16 protein-coding genes and 1 riboswitch are annotated in these 19,013 nt (G+C 69.6%); of the genes, 6 read left to right on the forward strand and 10 right to left on the reverse strand.

Annotated features, from left to right (window positions below):
- The first annotated feature begins 27 nt into the window (after positions 1 to 27).
- Together FQ137_RS03865 and FQ137_RS03870 are read left to right on the forward strand one after the other, a co-directional pair.
- Positions 28 to 1,029 (forward strand): glycosyltransferase, encoded by a 1,002-nt coding sequence (locus FQ137_RS03865; protein ID WP_255583536.1) that lies wholly within the window; start codon positions 28 to 30, stop codon positions 1,027 to 1,029.
- On the forward strand, positions 1,026 to 1,871 hold the full coding sequence (locus FQ137_RS03870) for a glycosyltransferase family 2 protein (RefSeq protein WP_149291217.1): 846 nt from the start codon (positions 1,026 to 1,028) through the stop codon (positions 1,869 to 1,871). Before FQ137_RS03865 ends, FQ137_RS03870 begins: the two co-directional genes overlap by 4 nt.
- A gap of 133 nt (positions 1,872 to 2,004) precedes the next feature.
- On the opposite strand, the gene FQ137_RS03875 is transcribed toward FQ137_RS03870, so the two are convergent.
- From FQ137_RS03875 to FQ137_RS03895, 5 genes are all read right to left on the reverse strand, one after another.
- Complete coding sequence (locus tag FQ137_RS03875; RefSeq protein ID WP_149292631.1) at positions 2,005 to 2,796, reverse strand: ABC transporter ATP-binding protein; 792 nt, start codon at positions 2,794 to 2,796, stop codon at positions 2,005 to 2,007.
- A 2-nt stretch (positions 2,797 to 2,798) separates the two neighbouring features.
- On the reverse strand, positions 2,799 to 3,797 hold the full coding sequence (locus FQ137_RS03880) for an ABC transporter permease (RefSeq protein ID WP_149291218.1): 999 nt from the start codon (positions 3,795 to 3,797) through the stop codon (positions 2,799 to 2,801).
- Positions 3,794 to 4,774 (reverse strand): ABC transporter substrate-binding protein, encoded by a 981-nt coding sequence (locus tag FQ137_RS03885; RefSeq protein ID WP_149291219.1) that lies wholly within the window; start codon positions 4,772 to 4,774, stop codon positions 3,794 to 3,796. The genes FQ137_RS03880 and FQ137_RS03885 overlap by 4 nt, the downstream gene beginning before the upstream one ends.
- A 105-nt stretch (positions 4,775 to 4,879) precedes the next feature.
- On the reverse strand, positions 4,880 to 5,833 hold the full coding sequence (locus tag FQ137_RS03890) for a sulfite exporter TauE/SafE family protein (RefSeq protein WP_149291220.1): 954 nt from the start codon (positions 5,831 to 5,833) through the stop codon (positions 4,880 to 4,882).
- 135 nt (positions 5,834 to 5,968) lie between these two features.
- Positions 5,969 to 7,363: a rhodanese-like domain-containing protein gene (locus FQ137_RS03895; protein ID WP_149291221.1), complete on the reverse strand. Its 1,395-nt coding sequence runs from the start codon at positions 7,361 to 7,363 to the stop codon at positions 5,969 to 5,971.
- A 234-nt stretch (positions 7,364 to 7,597) separates the two neighbouring features.
- On the opposite strand from FQ137_RS03895, the gene FQ137_RS03900 reads away from it, so the two are divergent.
- A complete protein-coding gene (locus FQ137_RS03900; RefSeq protein ID WP_149291222.1) occupies positions 7,598 to 10,096 on the forward strand; it encodes an MMPL family transporter in 2,499 nt (832 codons plus the stop codon).
- Entirely contained in the window at positions 10,089 to 10,727 is a 639-nt protein-coding gene (locus FQ137_RS03905) for a TetR/AcrR family transcriptional regulator (RefSeq protein ID WP_149291223.1), read from the forward strand. The genes FQ137_RS03900 and FQ137_RS03905 overlap by 8 nt, the downstream gene beginning before the upstream one ends.
- Here FQ137_RS03905 and FQ137_RS03910 read toward each other — a convergent pair.
- The 5 genes from FQ137_RS03910 to ggt form a co-directional block, all read right to left on the reverse strand.
- Complete coding sequence (locus FQ137_RS03910) at positions 10,724 to 11,545, reverse strand: MBL fold metallo-hydrolase (RefSeq protein WP_149291224.1); 822 nt, start codon at positions 11,543 to 11,545, stop codon at positions 10,724 to 10,726. The genes FQ137_RS03905 and FQ137_RS03910 overlap by 4 nt on opposite strands.
- On the reverse strand, positions 11,545 to 12,387 hold the full coding sequence (locus FQ137_RS03915; RefSeq protein WP_255583540.1) for an ABC transporter ATP-binding protein: 843 nt from the start codon (positions 12,385 to 12,387) through the stop codon (positions 11,545 to 11,547). The genes FQ137_RS03910 and FQ137_RS03915 overlap by 1 nt, the downstream gene beginning before the upstream one ends.
- Positions 12,384 to 13,412, reverse strand: a complete 1,029-nt coding sequence (locus FQ137_RS03920; protein ID WP_149291225.1) for an iron ABC transporter permease — start codon at positions 13,410 to 13,412, stop codon at positions 12,384 to 12,386. The genes FQ137_RS03915 and FQ137_RS03920 overlap by 4 nt, the downstream gene beginning before the upstream one ends.
- A complete protein-coding gene (locus FQ137_RS03925; RefSeq protein ID WP_149291226.1) occupies positions 13,409 to 14,326 on the reverse strand; it encodes an ABC transporter substrate-binding protein in 918 nt (305 codons plus the stop codon). Before FQ137_RS03925 ends, FQ137_RS03920 begins: the two co-directional genes overlap by 4 nt.
- Positions 14,327 to 14,415: 89 nt before the next feature.
- Positions 14,416 to 14,551: riboswitch (cobalamin riboswitch) on the reverse strand.
- A 58-nt stretch (positions 14,552 to 14,609) separates the two neighbouring features.
- Complete coding sequence (gene ggt / locus FQ137_RS03930) at positions 14,610 to 16,637, reverse strand: gamma-glutamyltransferase (protein WP_149291227.1); 2,028 nt, start codon at positions 16,635 to 16,637, stop codon at positions 14,610 to 14,612.
- Positions 16,638 to 16,826: 189 nt separating this feature from the next.
- On the opposite strand from ggt, the gene FQ137_RS03935 reads away from it, so the two are divergent.
- Both FQ137_RS03935 and FQ137_RS03940 read left to right on the forward strand, forming a co-directional pair.
- Positions 16,827 to 17,240 carry a carboxymuconolactone decarboxylase family protein gene (locus FQ137_RS03935; RefSeq protein WP_149291228.1) on the forward strand — a complete coding sequence of 138 codons (414 nt, stop codon included), beginning with the start codon at positions 16,827 to 16,829 and terminating at the stop codon, positions 17,238 to 17,240.
- A gap of 79 nt (positions 17,241 to 17,319) precedes the next feature.
- Positions 17,320 to 18,954, forward strand: coding sequence for a long-chain fatty acid--CoA ligase (locus FQ137_RS03940; protein WP_149291229.1), 1,635 nt, complete (start codon positions 17,320 to 17,322; stop codon positions 18,952 to 18,954).
- Positions 18,955 to 19,013 lie beyond the last annotated feature (59 nt).

Here is a 19,013-nt window from a genome sequence, read left to right on the forward strand (position 1 = left end):
TACGCCCACCATCAGGGCAGTGGACACGTGCACCGAGCGCTCTCCGTCGCCGCCGCCCTGGACGACGAGGTCACCATCCTCACGTCCGCGCGCATCCACGACGAGGCGAATCCCGACCCCGGGCGGATCCGGATCCTGCCGCTGCCACTGGACTACGGTGAGCCCGTTGCGGCGCCCGACCCCCCGAACGCTGATCCGACCGCCGGCGGCCGACTGCACTGGGCACCATTGCGGCAGTCCGGGCTGCGTAGGCGCATGGCGATGATCGCCGCGTGGATCGACAGTCACACTCCGGACGTGGTCTTGAGTGACATTTCCGTCGAGGTGACCCTCGCGGTGAGACTGACCGGGACACCAGTGGTCTCCATGGTGCTGCCGGGCCGTCGCGACGATGCCCCCCACGTACTCGCCCACGGGGTGTGTACGAGCCTGGTGGCAGGGTGGCCACGCGCGGCCGGTGCCCCCGTCCCCGCCGGCGCGGCCCGCCCGCTGGTTCCCGTCGGCGGGGTCTCGCGCTTCGCCTGCCGTCATCCCGAGCCGGGTGCCCGAGATCGCGGACGGATGCGGCCGCGAGTTCTGCACCTGCGGGGCTCCGGAGGTGGGGTCCACGACTCGCGCTGGGACGCCGTCCCCGAGCAGCTCGGCGACGTCGAGTGGATCTCGCTCGGCGGACCCGGCGGCCGCTGGGTGGCCGACCCGTGGGACGAGATATGTCGCGCAGATGCGGTGGTCACTGCCGCCGGGCAGAGTTCGATAGCCGACCTCGCCGCCGCCGACGCACACATCGTGGTCGCGCCCGAGGAACGCCCCTTCGACGAGCAGGACGCCACCGCGGTCACCCTGGACCGGCTGGGTCTGGCTGAAGTAGTGAGCCGCCAGGACTCCGTGGACCAGCTGGTGGCGGTGGTTCGGCGCACGCTGGAGTGCTCCCGCTCCGGCGCGGGGACCGGTTCGGGTCTACGGCAGGCGTGGGAGGTCGACGGCGCGGCGACGCGTCTGGCCGGGGTGCTCGAGGCGGTGGCCCGATGAATGTCGCGGCGTCGATCGCAGTGGTGACAGTCTGCACACCCGATCGCGCCGAGCACCTCCGCTCGCAGCGGCGGGCGATGGCCCAGCACCTGCCCGGCGCCCGTCACGTCGTGGTGTTGCCCGAGCGGCCCGGCAGCGCCGAGCTGGCCGCCGAACTCGCCGCAGACGGGGTCATCATCGTGGAGTTGCCGGCTGGCCCCGCCCTCCCCGTCGCCCGGAGCCGCAATCTCGGCGGCGACCGAGCGGCCGAACTCGACGTGCAGTTGATTGTCTTCCTCGACGTCGACTGCATGCCGGGGCCCGATCTGGGGTGGTACTACTCCGAGCTACCCCACGGCGCCGTCGGCCTGGGCCCGGTCACCTACCTCCCCGAGTCCGCCGGAGTTCCCGAGCCCGCCGAGCTGCCGTCGTGGACGGACCCGCACCCTGCCCGCCCGTTCCCCGAACACGGGACCAGCGAGCTGGAACTGGACGAGTGCGGCATGTTCTGGTCGCTGTCGTTCGCCCTGCGACCGGAGCTGTGGAAGCGCATCCGCGTGGATTTCGGCGGATTCGATGAGGACTTCACCGGCTACGGCGCCGAGGACACCGACTTCGGCCGCAGACTGCTGTATCGCCGCGTACCGGTGGTGTTGGTGGCGGGGGCCCACGCGTACCACCGTTGGCATCCGGCGTCCGATCCGCCGGTCGAGCATCTGGATGACCTGCTGCGCAACGGCGCCCACTACGCCGAGCGCTGGGGTCGGTGGCCGGCGCCGGGGTGGTTCGCTGAGTTCGAGCGGATGGGGCTGGTTCGCCGACGCGGCGACGGCTGGGTGGCCGCCCCGTCTTCCGAGGGCTGAGCCGCCGGCCGCGCGTGGAGTCACTCAGTCACGTTCAACGGGCTGGCGTCCTGGGGAAACGCTGCGCTGAGTGACTCCAGGCGAGCTGCGGGGCGGCGGAGCGGGGACCCGCGAGTGCCGGGCGGGAGCCCGGTCAGCCGAGGAAGGCCTGATCCGAGAGGGTCGCGCCCTTGATATTGGTGAACTCGCGCAGCAGGTCCTGCACCGTGAGCGTGGATTTGGTCCCGGCGTCGGCCTCGTAGACGATCCGGCCCTCGTGCATCATGATGAGCCGGTTGCCCAGGCGGATGGCCTGCTCCATGTTGTGCGTGACCATGAGGGTGGTCAGACCGCCCTCGCGGACGATGCGCTCGGTGATCGTGGTGACCAACTCCGCACGCTGGGGATCGAGAGCTGCGGTGTGCTCGTCGAGCAGCATGATGCGCGGTTGGGTGAAGCCGGCCATGAGCAGCGAGAGCGCCTGGCGCTGACCGCCGGAGAGCAAGCCGACCTTGGCGGTGAGTCGGTCCTCGAGACCCAGCTCCAACATGGCGAGCTGCTCGCCGAACTGGCCGCGACGCTTCTTGCTGAGCCCCGGTCCCAGCCCGCGCCGCTGCCCGCGCAGCAGCGCCAACGACAGGTTCTCCTCGATGGTGAGATTGGGCGCGGTCCCGGCGAGGGGGTCCTGGAAGACGCGACCGATGTACTTAGCCCGCTTGTAGTCGGGCATCCGGTTGACGCGCACGCCGTCGATGTCGACGGCGCCGCTGTCGACCGGCAGCTTGCCCGACACCGCGTTGAGCAGCGTCGACTTGCCAGCCCCGTTGGAGCCGATCACGGTGACGAAGTCGCCCTCGTCCAGGGTGAGGGTGAGATCGCGTAGCGCCTTGCGCTCGTTCGCGGTGCCCGGGAAAAACGTCTTGGACACTCCGGATACGGACAGCATCGTCATTCCTCCTTGGCGCCGAGGGCGGTGGAGCCGGAGCCGGTGGCAGCGGCGTCGGTGGCGGTACCCGGGCCTGCGTTGACGGCGGTTCCGACGCCAGCGACCGCGCGCTCGTTGGCGGCGACAGCGGTGGTCGGCGTGCGACCGAAGCGCGCACCGATCCCCTTCCAGCGGGGCAGCAGTAGTGCGACGACGACGAGGAGGGCCGTGATGGCCTTCATGTCGTTGGGGTTCAGGCCCACCTGCAGGGCCGCGAAGATGATGAGTCGGTACAGCACCGCGCCCACGATGACGGCGAACACGGCCAGCCACAGCCTGCGCTGCCCGAGGATGGCCTGACCCAGGATCACCGACGCCAGACCCACCAGGATGAGTCCGATGCCCATCGAGATGTCCGCGAACCCCGAGTACTGGGCGATGAGCGCGCCGCACATGCCCACGAAGCCGTTGGACAGGGCCAGGGTGAGCGTCTTGGTGAAGTCGGTGGAGACGCCGAACGAGGAGATCATGGGACCGTTGTCGCCCGTGGCGCGGATCGACAGGCCGAGGTCGGTGGTGAGGAACCAGACGACGACGAGGCCCAGCAGCACCACGGCCAGCGCGAGGACGGCCACGCCGCCCCAGGTGCCGAGGATGCCGGCGTCACGCAGTGGGGTGAACGCCGTGTCGCGACGGAGCAGGGGGACGTTGGCGCCGTCCATGATCCGCAGGTTGACCGACCACAGGGCGATCATGGTGAGGATGCCGGCGAGCAGGCCGTCGATCTTGCCTTTGGTGTGCAGCAGGCCGGTGATCGTGCCGGCGAGGAACCCGGTGCCGAAACCCGCCAGGGTCGCGAGCACCGGGTTCCACCCGGCGAGGATTCCCATCGCCGCAGTCGCGGCGCCGGTGGTGAAGCTGCCGTCGACGGTGAGGTCGGGGAAGTTGAGCACGCGGAAGGTCAGGTAGACCCCCAGCGCCATGACCCCGTAGATGAGGCCTACCTCGACGGCCCCGATCACTTGCGCTCAGCCTCGGCGAGGATGTTCTCGGGGATGGTCACGCCCTGACGCTGGGCGGCATCCTCGTTGACCACGTAGGTGAACTCGGTGGCGGTTTCCACGGGCATGGTGGCGGGGTCCTCGCCGTCGCGCAGGATGCGCAGTGCCATCTCGCCGGTCTGGCGACCCAGCTCGGTGTAGTCGATACCGAGCGTCGCGACGGCGCCGCCCTCGACGGTGCCCTCTTCGGCGCCAATCACGGGGATCTTCTTGCTCTCGGCCACCTGGACAAGCGAGGAGATGCCGGACACGACCATGTTGTCGGTCGGGACGTAGATCGCGTCGACGTCACCGAGCGCTTCGACCGCCTGCTGGATCTCGTTGACGGTGGTGACCGTCTGGGTGGTGATCTCCAGTCCGAGCGGGCCGGCGGCCTTCTCGGCCTGGTCCACCTGCACCTGCGAGTTGACCTCGCCGGAGGCATAGACGACACCGACGCGCTTGGCGTCGGGGACGAGCTCCTTGAGCAGCTCGAGCTGCTCCTTGATCGGAGCGGCGTCCGATGTGCCGGTGACGTTGGCGCCCGGCTTCTCCATCGAGTCGACCAGCTCGGCCGAGACCGGGTCGGTGACCGCGGTGAACAGCAGCGGGATGTTGATGATGTTCTGGGCCATCGCCTGGGCGGCCGGGGTGGCCACGGCCAGGGCGAGGTCCAGGTCGTCGGCCGCGAACTGCTGGGCGATCGTCAGCGCGGTGGCCTGCTCGCCGTTGGCGTTCTGCTCGTCGAACTCGACCTCGACGCCTGCCTCGGAGAAGGCCTGCTTGAAGCCGGCCGTGGCGGAGTCGAGGGCCGGGTGCTGGACGAGCTGGTTGATGCCGATGCGGTAGGTCTCGCCACCGTCGGCGGCGTTGTTGTCACCGCCGCTCGAGCAACCTGCGAGGACGAGGGCCGAGGTAGCGACCAGTCCGGTGATGAGCTTCGCGCGTGAGAATGCCATTTGCCATGCCTTGTCTACGCCTCACGCCTGAACGCGAGGGGCCGGGTGCGTGAATGGTGCTGGCACATGAGGGTACCGGGTCACCCAGGCATGGTGAGTCCGGACTCACCTCACCGGCTGCTGTGGCGTGTCTTCTGTTCCCGCCGACTCGCGTGTGGCGGTGCGTGGGCCCTTACGGCCGTCCGGTGTGGCGACGCCCGGTGTGGGGGAACTCAGGGGACACCGCTCCTTGGCGGCGAGGACGCAGATCGCCGCGGCCGAGCCCAGGACCACGACCGTGCCGAGGATGATTGGTGCGGCGGGGGAGGGTAGTTCTTGGGACAGGACGAGCGCGCCCATGAGTAGGACGAAGTATCCGAAGCCCTTGCGTAGTGCCTGTTCCGGCACCACGGAGGTGAGTCGGAGCCCGATGAACGAGCCGGCGACGGCGGCGGCGGTGACCGCGGCGACGAGTGGCCAGTCCAGGCTGACCGATGTCATGTATCCGGCCAGGCCGGCGAAGGATTTCATGGCGATCACCAGCAGGGAGGTGCCCACGGCCGCAGTCATCGGAAGGCCGGCCAGCAGGACGAGGGCCGGGACGACGAGGAATCCGCCGCCGGCGCCGACCAGGCCGGTCGCGGCACCCACGACGAGTCCGTCGAGCAGGATCCGCCACAGGGGGTGGTCGTGGGTTTGGGGCTGGCCGTCGCGGTTCTTGCGGCCCTTGATCATCGCGCCTGCGGTGGCGATCATCATGATCGCGAAGGCGATCATGAGGATGGTGCCGGGGATGTGGCCCCCGGCGAGTCCGCCGAGGAACGCGCCGACCATTCCGGCGGCGCCGAAGATCAGGCCCGTCCGCCATTGGACGTGGCCTTTGCGGGCGTGGCCGATCATGCTCACCAGTGACGTGGCGCCGACCACGAACAGGGAGGTCGCGATCGCCTCCCGCGGGTCGAGACCGGCGATGTAGGTCAGTAGTGGGACGACGAGGATGGAACCGCCCCCGCCGAGGAGGCCCAGGGACAGGCCGACCAGGACGGCCAGGGCCACGACGATGATCGTGGTGATCTCCATGGCAGTGCCTTTCTCCGGCGGGGGCGCCGGTGTTGCGGTGCGTCGGGTCAGGAACGGCGGATCGGGTCAGGAACGGTGGGGCCCTCCCGTCCCGGGGTCGGACTGGTGGTCCGGCGCCGGGGCGGGAGGGTTTGGTCAGACGGTCGCGAGGTTGCGTTCGGACCAGGCGGCGTAGCTGCCTTCGAGTTCGGCGACTCGGTAGCCGGCGCGTCGCAGTGCGCTGGCGGTGACGGAGTTGCGGACCCCGGTCTGGCAGTAGGTCACGATCGTTCCGTCGGTGGGGAGTTGGTCGAGGTTCCACAGCACTCGGCCGCCGCTGAGCTGCACCGATCCGGGGATGTGGCCGTCGGCGTGTTCGGTCTTGTTGCGGACGTCCAGGACCATTGCCGAGTCGAACGATGCGAGGTCGTCGGGGCTGATCAGCTCGGGGGTGGTCATCGGTAGCCCGTCGAGGCTGGTGGTGAATCCGGTGACCGTGTCGATACCGACCCGCAGCAGATGGTCGCGTAACTGCTCGGCGGCCTCGGTGTCCTCGGCCAGCACCACCAGGGGTGTGTCCTCGCGTTCGGGGTCGTAGACCCAGGCACCGTAGGACGCGGCCTTGGCCGGGCCGGGGATGTTGAGCGATCCGGTCACGGTGCCGGCGTGGACCTCGTCCTGGCCGCGGGTGTCGACAAAGACGACCTCCCCGCGCTCCACCGCCCCGGCCAGCTGCGCGTTCTCGTACTCCTTCAACGCAGCCAGGGGGCCGAGCACTGCCGGGCCGTCCCGGTTCTCCCGCTTCATCCGGCCGAAGTAGGCGTGGGCGTCGGGCTGCCCGTCGAGCAGCTCGTCGATGAAGCCTTGCTCGTCATCGTTCTCGAGGTACTTCGACCACCATGCGAAGCGCCGCTCGTAGCCGACGCTCGTCGAGGGCAGGGCGCCGAGCGCCTTGCCGCACGCACTGCCCGAGCCGTGGCCGGGGAAGACCTGCACATGGTCCGGCAGGGTGAGGAACGACTTCTTGAGGCTGGCGAAGATCTGCTTGGCGCCTTCGAACCGGGTGTCGACCCCGCCCGCGGCCTCATCGAGCAGGTCCGGCCGGCCCAGGTCGCCCGAGAAGACGAAGTCGCCACTGAGCATGTACCCCGGCTCGTCGGCGAACGCGCCGTCGGTGATGAGGAACGACAGATGCTCCGGGGTGTGCCCCGGAGTGTGCACGGCCTCGACGGTGATATTGCCGAGCGTGAGCGTGTCGCCGTGGTGCAGACGGTGCGCGTCGAACCCGTACTGCCAGTCGGTACCGCCCTCACCGGACACGTAGATGGGCGCCCCGGTGGCTTCGGCGAGCTCACGGGTGCCCGACAGGTAGTCGGCGTGGATATGGGTCTCGGTCACCGCGGTGATCGTCATCCCGTGCTGCTCGGCCAGGTCGAGGTACTGGCCAATGTCACGGCGGGCGTCAACGACCACGGCTTCGTTCTTGGCCTGACAACCGATGAAGTAACCAGCCTGGGCGAGGTCCTCGTCGTAGATGCGTTCGAGAAGCACTGCGCTCTCCTAATCGATCGGGGTCCCTGTGAGGGGCGTACCACGACCATACATACCCCCCGGGGTATCCACAAGGTGCCCCGGGGGGCATGTCCGAATCGAGACCTTCCTCCTTGTCGGCATGGGCGAGGGGTGTCGTGTACCACAAAACCTTGCACGGGTTGTGCAATCGTGCAGAGGTCGTGCAAAACTGCGAGGGTTCGCGAATCGCACCTACGCAGGAGGGGCCAGCGCATGGCGTCATTTCTCTATCGGATCGGCCGATCGGCCTACCTGCACAGGTGGAGGTTCATCGCCGCGTGGTTGCTGATCATCGTCGGCATGGGCACGACCGCCGCCATGCTCTCGCAGCAGACGAGCAGTAGCTTCGAGATCCCCGGCCTCGAGTCAATCGAGACGCAAGAGGAGATCCAGGACCGGTTCCCCGGTTCGCCGAGTCAGCTCGACGTGCCGACCGGCACCCTGGTGATCCAGGCTCCGGAGGGCAGCACGCTCACCGATCCGGCCGTGACCGAGGATGTCGACGCCTTCCTCGCGGACGTGAAAGAACTAGATTTCCTCACCGGAACCGAGGAGATCGTCAACCCGGTGCTCGCCGCCGAGGGCATGACTCAGCAGTTGACGGAGGCCAAGTCCGCGCAGGGCACGCCGCCCGAGCAGATCGCAGCCGACATCGCTGCGCTCAGCCCCCTGAGCGCCGACGAGACCACCGGCACCGTCCAGGTCCAGTTCGACGCCGAGACGACGATGAGCGTCGAAGCCGAGGACCTAGACGCTTTCGCGGATCTCGTCGCTGCGCACGAGGACGGGCTCACCATCGCCTATTCGGGCAACGCGTTCCAGGCGTCCGAGATCGGTCTTACCGGCGAGATCATCGGTATCGCCGTGGCCGCCGTCATTCTCACGATCACCTTCGGATCGATGGTCGCAGCGGGGCTGCCCTTGCTCGTCGGCGTGGTCGGAGTCGGCATCGGCATCGCCGGCATCTTCGCCTCCACCTCCTTCACCGACACGATCAGCAACTTCACTCCGACCCTGGCGTCCATGATCGGCCTGGCCGTGGGCATCGACTACGCGCTGTTCATCGTGTCCAGGTTCCGGACCGAGCTGGTCCAACACATCGGCGGTAACGATCTCGAGCCACGGGAACTGGCGCAGCAGCTCAAGACGATCCCCTTCCGCGAGCGCGCACACCTGGCCGGGCTCGCCGTGGGCAAGGCGGGTTCCGCGGTGGTCTTCGCGGGTCTGACCGTCCTCATCGCGCTCGCCGCGCTGTCGATCATCAATATCCCCTTCCTCACCGCGATGGCCCTGTCCGCTGCCGCGACCGTCGCCGTCGCCGTCCTCGTCGCCATTACCCTGCTGCCCGCCGTCCTCGGCGCCGTGGGCACCAAGGTCTTCGCCGCGCGTGTTCCCGTCGTCAAGGCTCCGGACCCGGAGGACGAGAAGCCGACCATGGGCCTGACGTGGGTGCGGCGCGTCCGCAAGCGCCCCGTGCTCCACGCCGTGGTCGGCGTACTCCTGCTCGGCCTACTCGCGATCCCGGCCGTCCAGCTGCGACTCGCCATGCCGTCCGACGGCACGATGGCTCCGGGCACCCCCAACCGCACCGCGTACGACCTCACGTCGGACGCGTTCGGCCCCGGCCGCAACGCCCCGATGATCGCCTTCGTCGACACGCTCGAGGTCCCCGAGGCAGACCGCCCGGCCGCCTGGGCCACCGCTGTGGGGGATATCCAGGCGGTGGAGGGCGTGCAGAACGCCCAGATCATCGAGACCAACGAGGCCGGGGACGGAGCCCAGGTGCTCATCACCCCGGAGTTCGGCGCGACCGATGAGCGGGCCGCCACGGTCCTCGAGGACATCCGGTCGAGCGTCGGGGAGTTCGAGCAGCAGACCGGCGGAACCTACTCGGTCACCGGCGTCACCCCGATCTACGAGGACATCTCCGAGCGACTGTCCGAGGTGCTGCTGCCGTATATCGGGATCGTCCTGGCGCTCGCCTTCATCCTGCTCATGCTGGTCTTCCGATCGATCTGGGTGCCGCTGATCGCCGCGCTGGGCTTCGGACTGTCGGTGGCGGCCACGTTCGGTCTGACCGTGGCGCTCTGGCAGGAGGGCTGGGGCGGTCTCGTCTCCGACCCGCAGCCGATCATCAGCTTCCTGCCGATCATCCTCATCGGCATCGTGTTCGGCCTGGCCATGGACTACCAGGTCTTCCTCGTCACCCGGATGCGTGAGGGGTGGGTGCACGGGAAGACAGCCCACAACGCGGTGGCCAACGGCTTCAAGCACGGCGCCCGCGTGGTCACCTCGGCCGCGTTGATCATGACGAGCGTCTTCGCGGCATTCATGACGATCGACGAGCAGTTCATCAAGGTCATGGGCTTCGCGCTGGCAGTAGCGGTCCTGTTCGACGCCTTCGTCGTTCGCATGACGCTCATCCCTGCCGTGATGTTCCTGCTCGGGGAGCGCGCCTGGAAGATCCCGCGCTGGCTCGACCGGATCCTGCCGGCCGTCGACGTCGAGGGGTCGGCCCTGGAGTCGATGGAGAATGACAAGCCATCCGGCTCGGCCCACCCCGCGGACCACGCGGACGAGGCCCTCGAGCCCGCACTGGTCGGTGGCCGACACTCGGCTGACCTTGTCGCCAGCCAGTCCGACGGCGCGGGGAGGCACGAGCGCAACGACCATTCCGGTGGCGGTGCTGCCGGGACCCACTCCGATGGCTAGCCTGCGCGAGCGCAAGAAGGCCGACACGCGCACCCGACTCTCGGTGGCGGCGGTCGAACTGCTGGTCGCCGAGGGGGCGGAGGGCGCGACGGTGGCGGCCATCGCCGGGCGGGCCGGGGTGTCCACCCGAACGTTCCATAACTATTTCGCGCATCGCGAGGATGCGTTCGTGCACTTCCTGCAGGGACAGGTCGCCGACTGGGTGCGGCAGATGGAGCAGGCGCCAGCGGATCTGAACCCGATCGCTGCACTTCATCGGATCATCCGGGAGCTGTACCGACGCTCCGCGGACGACATCGATGCCGCGGAGAACCTCCTCGTTGCCGGTGAGCAGATCGGGCTCATGCTCAGCGCCGAGGCGAGAACCTGCGTCGCCGAGGAACTCCTGGAGCCGCTGTACGAGGCGATTGGCCGCAGGTCGCCCCAGCTGAGCGGGGTGCGGGTTCGAGTGCTGGTGGATCTGAGCCTGGCCGCCGGGGCGTCGGTGGTCAGGCACCATCCGCGCGTGGCCGGGGGCGACGCGGCCGGGCAGGGCGATCCGGAGCAGGGGGTCGAGGAGCAGGGTGTCGCGGAGTCTTATCTCGACGAGGCTTTCGGCCTCCTCGAGTACGGGGCGGGGCGACTCCGCTAGCGCGGAGTAGTCCGGGGGCCGCAGTGGACGACCTCCCCGTCGACCCCCGCACGGGCGCCGTGCTCACGTAACCGCGCGGCCAGCTCGTCGGGCGGCGGGTTGTGGTGCCCCAGGTGAACGGCCACGACGTCGGTCTGCTCGTCGACCGCCCCGACCTCGCGCAACCGCCGGAGCATCGCACCGAACCGGGGCAGTCCGAGGTGGGCGGGGGAGATCTCCTCGCGGTCGCCGAGGGTCTCCTCGAGGAAAATCGTGTCGAAGTGGGCATCGCGTACAGCGCCGAACCACTCGTCGTCCCACGGTCCGGTGTCGCTGGCCCACAGCAGGCGATCGCCGCCGGGCCCGGTCACGTCGTACAGGACCGCATCGCCGGTGCGGAACACGCGGTGACGGGCGGGCAGGACACGGACTTCGTACGCTCCCACCGTGAGGTGGTCTCCGGCCGCGACCGGGACGAAACGCACCGGGTCGTCGGGGCCTACCCAGGGCCGACATGCCTCGAGGGCGTCCGCGGGGCCGATGAGCTCGAGCAGGCCTGCGTCGGGGATCCACGAGCGGAACAACAACGCCTGCGGGCCGAGGTGGTCGGCGTGGGCGTGTGTGATGAGCAGATGTCTGACCGACGCCAGAGTTCGTCCGAGCCGGACTGCCGAGCTGGGCGCCTCCGGTCCGCAGTCGATCAGCAACTCGTCGTCGACGAGCGCCGACGTCTGGCCGCGCACCACGCCGAGCCGTCTCGCCTCCCCGCACGACCCGCACCTGCAGAACGGGGCGGGCCAGCCGTCGGCGGCGCCGGTCCCCAGGAGGACGACCTCCATCACGCGTCCGGCCCTGTGCCCCGCCACGGAGGGGGGACGGCGTCCGCGCCCCGCTCCCGCAGCGGGAGCACCGCGCGTCCGTCGCGGCGGTCCAGGACCTCCACACGCGCGTCGTACACCTGAGCCACCCGCTCGACGGTGAGTACCTCCTCGGGCCGACCGTCGGCCACCACCCGGCCCCGGTCGAGCAGTACCAGCCGCTCCCCGTAGTGGGCGGCCGAGGTGAGATCGTGCATGGCCGCCAGCACGGTCAGGCCGCTCTCCCGGCGCATGCTGTCGACCAGGTCGAGCACCTGCTGCTGGTGACCGATGTCCAGTGCGCTCGTGGGCTCGTCGAGGAGCAGGACCCGCGGTTCCTGCGCCAGGGACCGAGCTAGCACCACCCGCTGCAGCTCGCCGCCGGACAGGGTGGTGGCGGTGCGGGAGGCGAGGTCGTGCAGTCCCAGGCGGTCGATGACGCGGTCGACGATCTCGTGATCGCGGGCGGTCTCGGTGCCGAAGCGGGCGATGTGGGGGGTCCGGCCGAGGTGGATGAGCTCGCGGGCGGTGACCCCCTCGGGGACGACCGGGCGCTGGGGCATCATCGCCACGGTCCGCGCCACCCTGCGGCGACCCGCCCGGTGTGGGGTGAGTCCGTCGACCTCAAGGTGGCCGGTGGCCGGGATGAGGCCGGCGAGCGCGAACAGCAGCGTCGTCTTGCCCGAGCCGTTGGGGCCCACCAACGACACCCAGGATCCGGCGTCGACGCTCAGGTCGATGCCGTGGAGGATGGCCGTGCGGTCCCGCGTGACGTGGAGGTCGCGGCAGGTCAGGGCGTAGGGCGACCGCGGGGTGGTGGTCATATGTGCCCCCGGCTGCGACGCAGGACGATGAGGAAGAACGGAGCGCCGATCGCCGCGGTGACCACGCCAATGGGCAACTCGGCCGGGCTCGTCGCGGTGCGGGCGACGACGTCAGCCAGGATGAGGAAGGCCGCTCCGGTGAGTAGCGACACCGGCAGCAGCAGCCGGTGGCCCGGCCCGATGAGCATGCGCACGGCGTGGGGGATGACGATGCCCACGAACCCGATGAGGCCGGACACCGAGACCACCGCTGCCGTGCCGAGCGTGGCCACGCTGATGAGCACCAGCCGCACTCGTGCCGGGGCGATCCCGAGGGTCGCGGCCTCCGCGTCACCGACCGCCATGACGTCGAGGGTGCGCCGAAACAGGGCCATCACCGCCACTGACACGATCACATAGGGCAGCACCGTCCGCACGTCGGTCCAGCCGCTGGTCGAGACTCGACCGAGCATCCACGAGTACACCTGCCGCAGCGTGTCGTCATGACGTTGCATAAAGAACGTCTGGACAGCGCTGGCGAACGCCGCCACCGCGACGCCGGCGAGAATGATGACGACCTCGCTGCGCCCGCCGCCGACGCTGCGGCCCAAGGTGTAGGTGGCCAGTACCGCGATCATGCCGCCGGCGAAGGCAGCGGGCGGCACCATCGCCGATCCCATCGCGCCGCCCACGACGATGGCCAGGGTCGCGCCCAGCCCCGCCCCGCTGGACACGCCCAGCAGGTACGGGTCGGCGAGCGGGTTGCGGAACACGCCCTGGTAGGTGGCGCCGGCGATCGCCAACATCGCGCCGACGATCGCGCCGAGCACCACGCGCGGGATACGGATCTCCCACAGGATGACCTGCTGGCGGGCGGTGAACCCGGAGTCCACGTCGACCAGTGGTAACCGGTCGACCAACTCGAGCACCACGCCGCCCGGGGTGAGCCCGGCCGGGCCGATGAGCGTGCCCAGCAGGACGGCCACCGCCAGCAGCAGCGTCGCCCCGCCCAGCACCAGGGCGTGGCGAGGCGACGGGCGGGTCACGGGGCGGGCTGGTTCACGGGGATCTGCCCGACGATCGCGGCGACTTCGCGCATGAAGTCCACGACGCGCGGGCCCCACCGGCTGGACAGGTCCTCGTCGACCATGTGGACGCGATCTTCTCGGACGGCTGTCAGTCCGTCCCAGCCCGGACGCTGGGCGACGGTCTCGGGGGTGACGCCGCAGCACTGGCCGTCGGCGAGGAACACGACGTCGGGGTCGGCCTCGAGGATGAGCTCCTCGGACAGCTGGGGGTAGGTGTCGTCCCCGGTGGCGATGGAGGTCAGCCCCAGCAGGGAGTACACCTCGCCGATGTAGGTGGCGTCGGTGACGGTGTAGTAGGTGTCGTCGAGCTCGTGGAAGTACGACAGTGGGGTCTCGCGCTCGGGAACCGACGCGACGATGTCGTCGATCTCCCCTCGCATCCGCGAGACGAGTTCGGCGGCCTCGCCGATGTGACCGGTGGCGGCGCCGACCTGCTCGAGCTGCGCGTAGGTGTCGTCGAGGGTCTGTGCGGCCGGCAGCTGCAGCACCTCGACGCCGGAGCGTTCGAGCCCGTCCACGATGTCGCCGCTGTCGTCGGAGAGCACCACGAGGTCAGGTGCGTATCCCAGGATCGCCTCAAGGTTGGGCGTGTAGCCGGACAGTTCGGTGACCGGGGCTTCCTCCGGGTAGTCGGAGCGCTCGTCGACCGCCACGACCTGCTCCCCGGCGCCGACGGCGTAGAGCATCTCGGTGGTGGTGGGGGCGAGCGAGACGATCGCCTGAGGCTCTCCGGCCGCCGCGGTGGTCTGGTCCGCCGGGGCTGCGTCATCGTCGGCAGTGCCACTGCACGCCGAGGCGATCAGCGCGACGGTGGTCAGGGCGGCGGTGAGCATGGCGCGGGTTCGGGGCCGGCGGGTTCGTGGGGTGTGCATGACATCCTCCGGGAGTCGGAGGACGAAAGCAGCTCGGCTGCGACGTGGACGCCGCGGCACGCAACCGTCCTTCGTCCGAGGTCAGTTCGTACGGCGCCGCAGTACCGGCCGACCTGGCTTGCCCGCTCGAGGTGGGATCACAGTTGCGGGACAGCGCCGGATTCTCACCGACTTCCACCGCGTACCACGGGTGTCCGGCGCGGGAGCCGGACCACCTGAGGGTAGCCGAGCGGCGGGCCCGCAGCGGAACCGTCCGCCGGGCCCCGTGCCCCCGGTCTGAGCCTCACCCGCCCAGGACCACCCCCTCGCGCCGCGGATCAGCGCCGCCCACGAGGGTGCCGTCGCTCTGACGCAGGATCGCTGAGAGTCCGGAGGACTGGTCCTCGGTGGAGACCTTGTGACCGAGTTCGGTCAGGCGGCCCGTCAGCGCGGCGGCGTCACCGGCCACGGCAGGGTGCTCGCCGCCCACCGCGGTCTCGGGAGAGTTCGACGCCCCGAAGGACGGAGCGCCCACGGCCTGCTGCGGGTCCAGCCCCCAGTCGAACATTCCGACGAGCGTCTTGACCACGAACTGGATGATCCGCGACCCGCCGGGCGAGCCCACCACGGCCCGCAGTTCGCCACGGTTGAGGGGCGACCCGTCGAAGACCAGCGTCGGCGCCATGGACGAGCGCGGCCGCTTGCCGGGTTGGACCCGGTTGGCCTGCAGTTCTCCTGCCTCGTCGCGCGGTTCGGCGGCGAAGTCGGTGAGTTGGTTGTTGAGCAGGAAACCGTCGACCATCTGGAAGGAGCCGAATGCAGACTCCACCGTGGTGGTGAGCGCGGCGGCGTCGCCATTGGCGTCGACGATGCTGATGTGGCTGGTGCCGTGCTCGGGCCCGGTGAACACGCCGCGGGAGTCAAACGCGAAGTCACCTGGTTCGGCCTCGCCCATGGAGCGGTCGGGGTCGATGAGTTCGGCCCGCCCGGCCAGGTAGCCCGGCCGCAGCAGGGTCAGGGGAGAACCGAGGGGAGGCGGCACGAAGCGGGGGTCGGCGATGTAGACGTCGCGATCGGCGTAGGCGAGCCGTTCGGCCTCGGTCACCAGGTGGACGGCCTCGGGCGACGGCAGGCCCCCGTCGGCGTTGACGTCGACCGGTGGGTACGCGGCGAGGTCCTTGTCCGCCAGCATCGTCATGGTGGCATCGACCGTGGTGCCGCCGGATGAGGGCGGTCCCATTCCGCACACGGCGTGGTCCCGGTAGGGGCTGCACACGGGGTCGCGGGTGATCGCCTGGTAGCCGGCCAGGTCGTCGAGTGTCATCGCGCCCGGCGTGATGCCTTCGCGCTGCGTGCTGACCTGCTCGACGATGGCCTCCGCGATCGCGCCGGTGTAGAACGCGTCGGCGCCCTCGGTGGCCACCGCCGTGAGTGTCTTGGCGTAGGCGGGGTTGGTGAGCCGCGTCCCGGCGGTCTTGCCGGCCCCGCCGTCGAGGAAGTAGGCGGCGGTGTCGGGGTCCCGGGCCAGGTCCTCGGCGGACGCCGCGATCGATTCCGCCAGGCGGGGGCTGATGTCGAATCCGTTGTCGGCCAGCGTCACGGCCGGATCGAAAAGCTGGCGCCACTCGCGGTTGCCGTGGTCGCGGTGGGCCATTTCGAGCAAGCGGAGGATTCCGGGCACGCCGATGGACCGGCCACTGCGGCGGGCGTCGGGCTGCGGTTCGGTGGTGTCCTCGGGGGAGATGTGGCGGAGGTAGTCGGCGGTGGCGGCCGCAGGAGCGGTCTCGCGGCCGTCGTAGGTCTCGAGCTGCCGGGTGTCCCGGTCGTAATAGACGAGGAACCCGCCGCCGCCGAGGCCGGAAGACTGCGGTTCGACCAGCCCCAACACGGCCTGGGCGGTGACGAGCGCGTCGGCGGCGGTGCCCCCGTCGGCGAGCACTTCGCACGCGGCCAGCGTGGACAGGGGGTGCGCCGTGGACACCGAGTACGACGCGGTTGCCACGGGGGTCATGCCGGTGCGGTACCCGGTCGCGATCTCCGGGTTGTCGGCGATGGGGCCGGCGGGGCCCGTGTCCCCGTCGCGGGGACCTCCCACCGGCGTGCCGCCGCCGTTCTGTGCGCAGGGCGCGGCGTCCTGGACGGGGAGTGGTGGACCGTCGAGGGAACCGGGACGGGCGGCGGGGTCCGGCACAGCGGGTGGCGGCGGCGAGGAGCTCACCGCGTCCTTCTCAGCGCCCCCGGGGTCGGACGAGCAGGCCGTAGCTACCAGGACGGGCGTGAGTGTCAGTGCGAGGACCGCGCGTGCGATCCGTCCGGTTTTTCTCGAGCGCATGAGCGGGGCCGCCTTGTCGTGAGCCGGATACCTCTTCACAGGGTGCTCTCGTGGCGTGGGTTGCGGGGCTCTTTCGGCCGGAGCGAGACCGAGTGGTGACCTGCCGCGTCCCTGCGGCCGCGCGGGCGGTGGGTGTGTCGGTCGGGGAGAATGGTCGCCGACCGTATCGCCCATGGGAAGGACGACCAGATGACGACGACGAGCTCGGCGGGTGAGGGGCCTTCGGCCGGAGATCTGCGGACACAGGGATTCTCGACCAGGCGCGAGGTGATGAGCGACGCCTTCGTCGACCGGGCCATGGACCGGGCGGCCGGGACGGCGTCGGAGGCGATCCAGCACGTGGTCACCGAGAACGTCTGGGGCAACATCTGGAACCGGCCCGGGCTCGGTCGGCGTGACCGCAGTCTGCTGAACATCGGGATGCTCGTGGCGCTGCGTGCGGAGGCCGAGCTGTCCGGTCACGTGCGCGGGGGGCTGACCAACGGGCTGACTCGGGAGGAGATCACCGAGGCGGTCATCCACTCGTCGGGGTACTGCGGTGCGCCGGCGGCCCTGTCGGCGATGAGGACCGTCCAGGAGGTCTTCGACGACCTCGACGGGTAGTCGCCCGGGAGCGTCATTGACAGCAGGTAGTCTCAGGCGAAAGCGTGACAGCCGACACACCTCGACAGGAGCACCCCTCATGCGCAGCACGATGATGCCGGAGCAGCTGAACATCAGCACGATCCTCGAATTCGGTGCAACCGTCCACAAGGACGCGGTCATCACCACCTGGACAGGCGACGAGCCGCGGAAGGTCTCGTTCGGAGATATGGGCAAGCGGGCCGCGCAGCTGGCCAACGCCCTGCGCTCGCTGGGGATCGACGGTGATCAGCGTGTCGCCACGTTCCAGTGGAACAACTCCGAGCACATGGAGGCGTACCTGGCGATCCCGTCGATGGGCGCCGTGCTGCATCCGCTCAACATCCGGCTGTTCCCCGACCAGCTCGAATTCGTGGCCAACCACGCCGAGGACAAGGTCATCATCGTCGACCCGACCCTGGTGCCGCTGCTGCAGCCGCTCCTTCCTCGGTTCTCCACCGTCGAGCACGTGATCGTCACCGGAGGCGCCGCGGCGACGATCGAGGCTCCCGAGGGGATGCAGGTCCACGATTACGAGGCTCTGCTGGCCGCGCAGCCGACCGAGTTCGACTGGCCCGAGGTGGACGAGAATTCCGGCGCCGCGATGTGTTACACCTCGGGCACCACCGGCGACCCCAAGGGGGTCGTGTATTCGCACCGCTCGATCTACCTGCACTCGATGCAGGTGTGCATGTCCGACGGCATGGACATCTCGGTCGACGACAACGTCCTGGCGATCGTGCCGATGTTCCACGCGATGTCGTGGGGCCTGCCGTATGCCGCGTTCATGGTGGGCGCGTCGTTGCTCATGCCGGACCGTTTCCTGCAGCCTGAGCCGCTCGCCGCGATGATCGCCAGCGAGAAGCCGACCCTCGCCGCAGCGGTGCCGACCATCTGGCAGGCGGTGGATGCCTACTCGGTCGGCCATCCCATCGACATGTCGAGCTTCCGCGCCGTCGTCGTGGGTGGCAGCTCTTGCCCCCCGGAGCTGATCCGCAAGTTCAAGGAGAACTACGGGATCAACATCGTCCACGCGTGGGGCATGACCGAGACTTCCCCTATCGGCACGCTCTCGCGGCCTAAGGTCTCCCTGCCGGAGGAGAGGCAGTTCGAACTTCGAAAGACCCAGGGTCGGTTCATCGCGGGCGTCAAGGCGCGGATCGTCGACGAAGCCGGTGAGGAACTGCCCTGGGACGGCGAATCGGTCGGAGAACTCCAGGTGCGCGGCCCGTGGATCACCGGCAGCTACTACAAGGTGGAATCTTCCGACTCATTTGATGACGGCTGGCTCCGCACCGGGGATGTCGGCTACGTGCTGCCCGAGGGTTTCCTGCAGCTCACCGACCGCGCCAAGGACATCATCAAGTCCGGCGGCGAGTGGATTTCCTCCGTCGAGGTGGAGAACTACCTGCTGGAGCACCCGGCCGTGGCTGAGGCCGCCGTGATCGGTGTGCCGGATCCCAAGTGGGACGAGCGCCCGCTGGCTGCCATCGTCGTCAAGGACGGTATCCCCGACCCCGACGTCGAGGACCTGCGCGCCCACCTGGCCGAGCGCATGGCCAAGTGGCAGGTGCCCGAGCGCTTCGCCTTTGTCGACGAGATCCCCAAGACGTCGGTCGGCAAGCTGGACAAGAAGCGGATCCGTGCCTCGCACTCCGACGGCCAGCTCGAGGTCATCAACGCCCTCGATACCTAGCCACCACTCCAGCGCACCGCGGCGCCGCACCGCCGCCCAGCAACCTCCGCCCACCCAGC

Origin of the sequence: Dietzia sp. ANT_WB102, assembly GCF_008369165.1 — a bacterium.
GTDB lineage: Bacteria > Actinomycetota > Actinomycetes > Mycobacteriales > Mycobacteriaceae > Dietzia.

Bases quoted from the DNA above. Each gene is read 5' to 3' on its own strand.
- FQ137_RS03870 (WP_149291217.1), top strand. From the start codon at position 1,026: ATGAATGTCGCGGCGTCGATCGCAGTGGTGACAGTCTGCACACCCGAT.
- FQ137_RS03875 (WP_149292631.1), bottom strand. From the start codon at position 2,796: ATGCTGTCCGTATCCGGAGTGTCCAAGACGTTTTTCCCGGGCACCGCG.
- FQ137_RS03885 (WP_149291219.1), bottom strand. From the start codon at position 4,774: ATGGCATTCTCACGCGCGAAGCTCATCACCGGACTGGTCGCTACCTCG.
- FQ137_RS03890 (WP_149291220.1), bottom strand. From the start codon at position 5,833: ATGGAGATCACCACGATCATCGTCGTGGCCCTGGCCGTCCTGGTCGGC.
- FQ137_RS03900 (WP_149291222.1), top strand. From the start codon at position 7,598: ATGGCGTCATTTCTCTATCGGATCGGCCGATCGGCCTACCTGCACAGG.
- FQ137_RS03905 (WP_149291223.1), top strand. From the start codon at position 10,089: ATGGCTAGCCTGCGCGAGCGCAAGAAGGCCGACACGCGCACCCGACTC.
- FQ137_RS03910 (WP_149291224.1), bottom strand. From the start codon at position 11,545: ATGGAGGTCGTCCTCCTGGGGACCGGCGCCGCCGACGGCTGGCCCGCC.
- FQ137_RS03915 (WP_255583540.1), bottom strand. From the start codon at position 12,387: ATGACCACCACCCCGCGGTCGCCCTACGCCCTGACCTGCCGCGACCTC.
- FQ137_RS03925 (WP_149291226.1), bottom strand. From the start codon at position 14,326: ATGCACACCCCACGAACCCGCCGGCCCCGAACCCGCGCCATGCTCACC.
- ggt (WP_149291227.1), bottom strand. From the start codon at position 16,637: ATGCGCTCGAGAAAAACCGGACGGATCGCACGCGCGGTCCTCGCACTG.
- FQ137_RS03935 (WP_149291228.1), top strand. From the start codon at position 16,827: ATGACGACGACGAGCTCGGCGGGTGAGGGGCCTTCGGCCGGAGATCTG.
- FQ137_RS03940 (WP_149291229.1), top strand. From the start codon at position 17,320: ATGCGCAGCACGATGATGCCGGAGCAGCTGAACATCAGCACGATCCTC.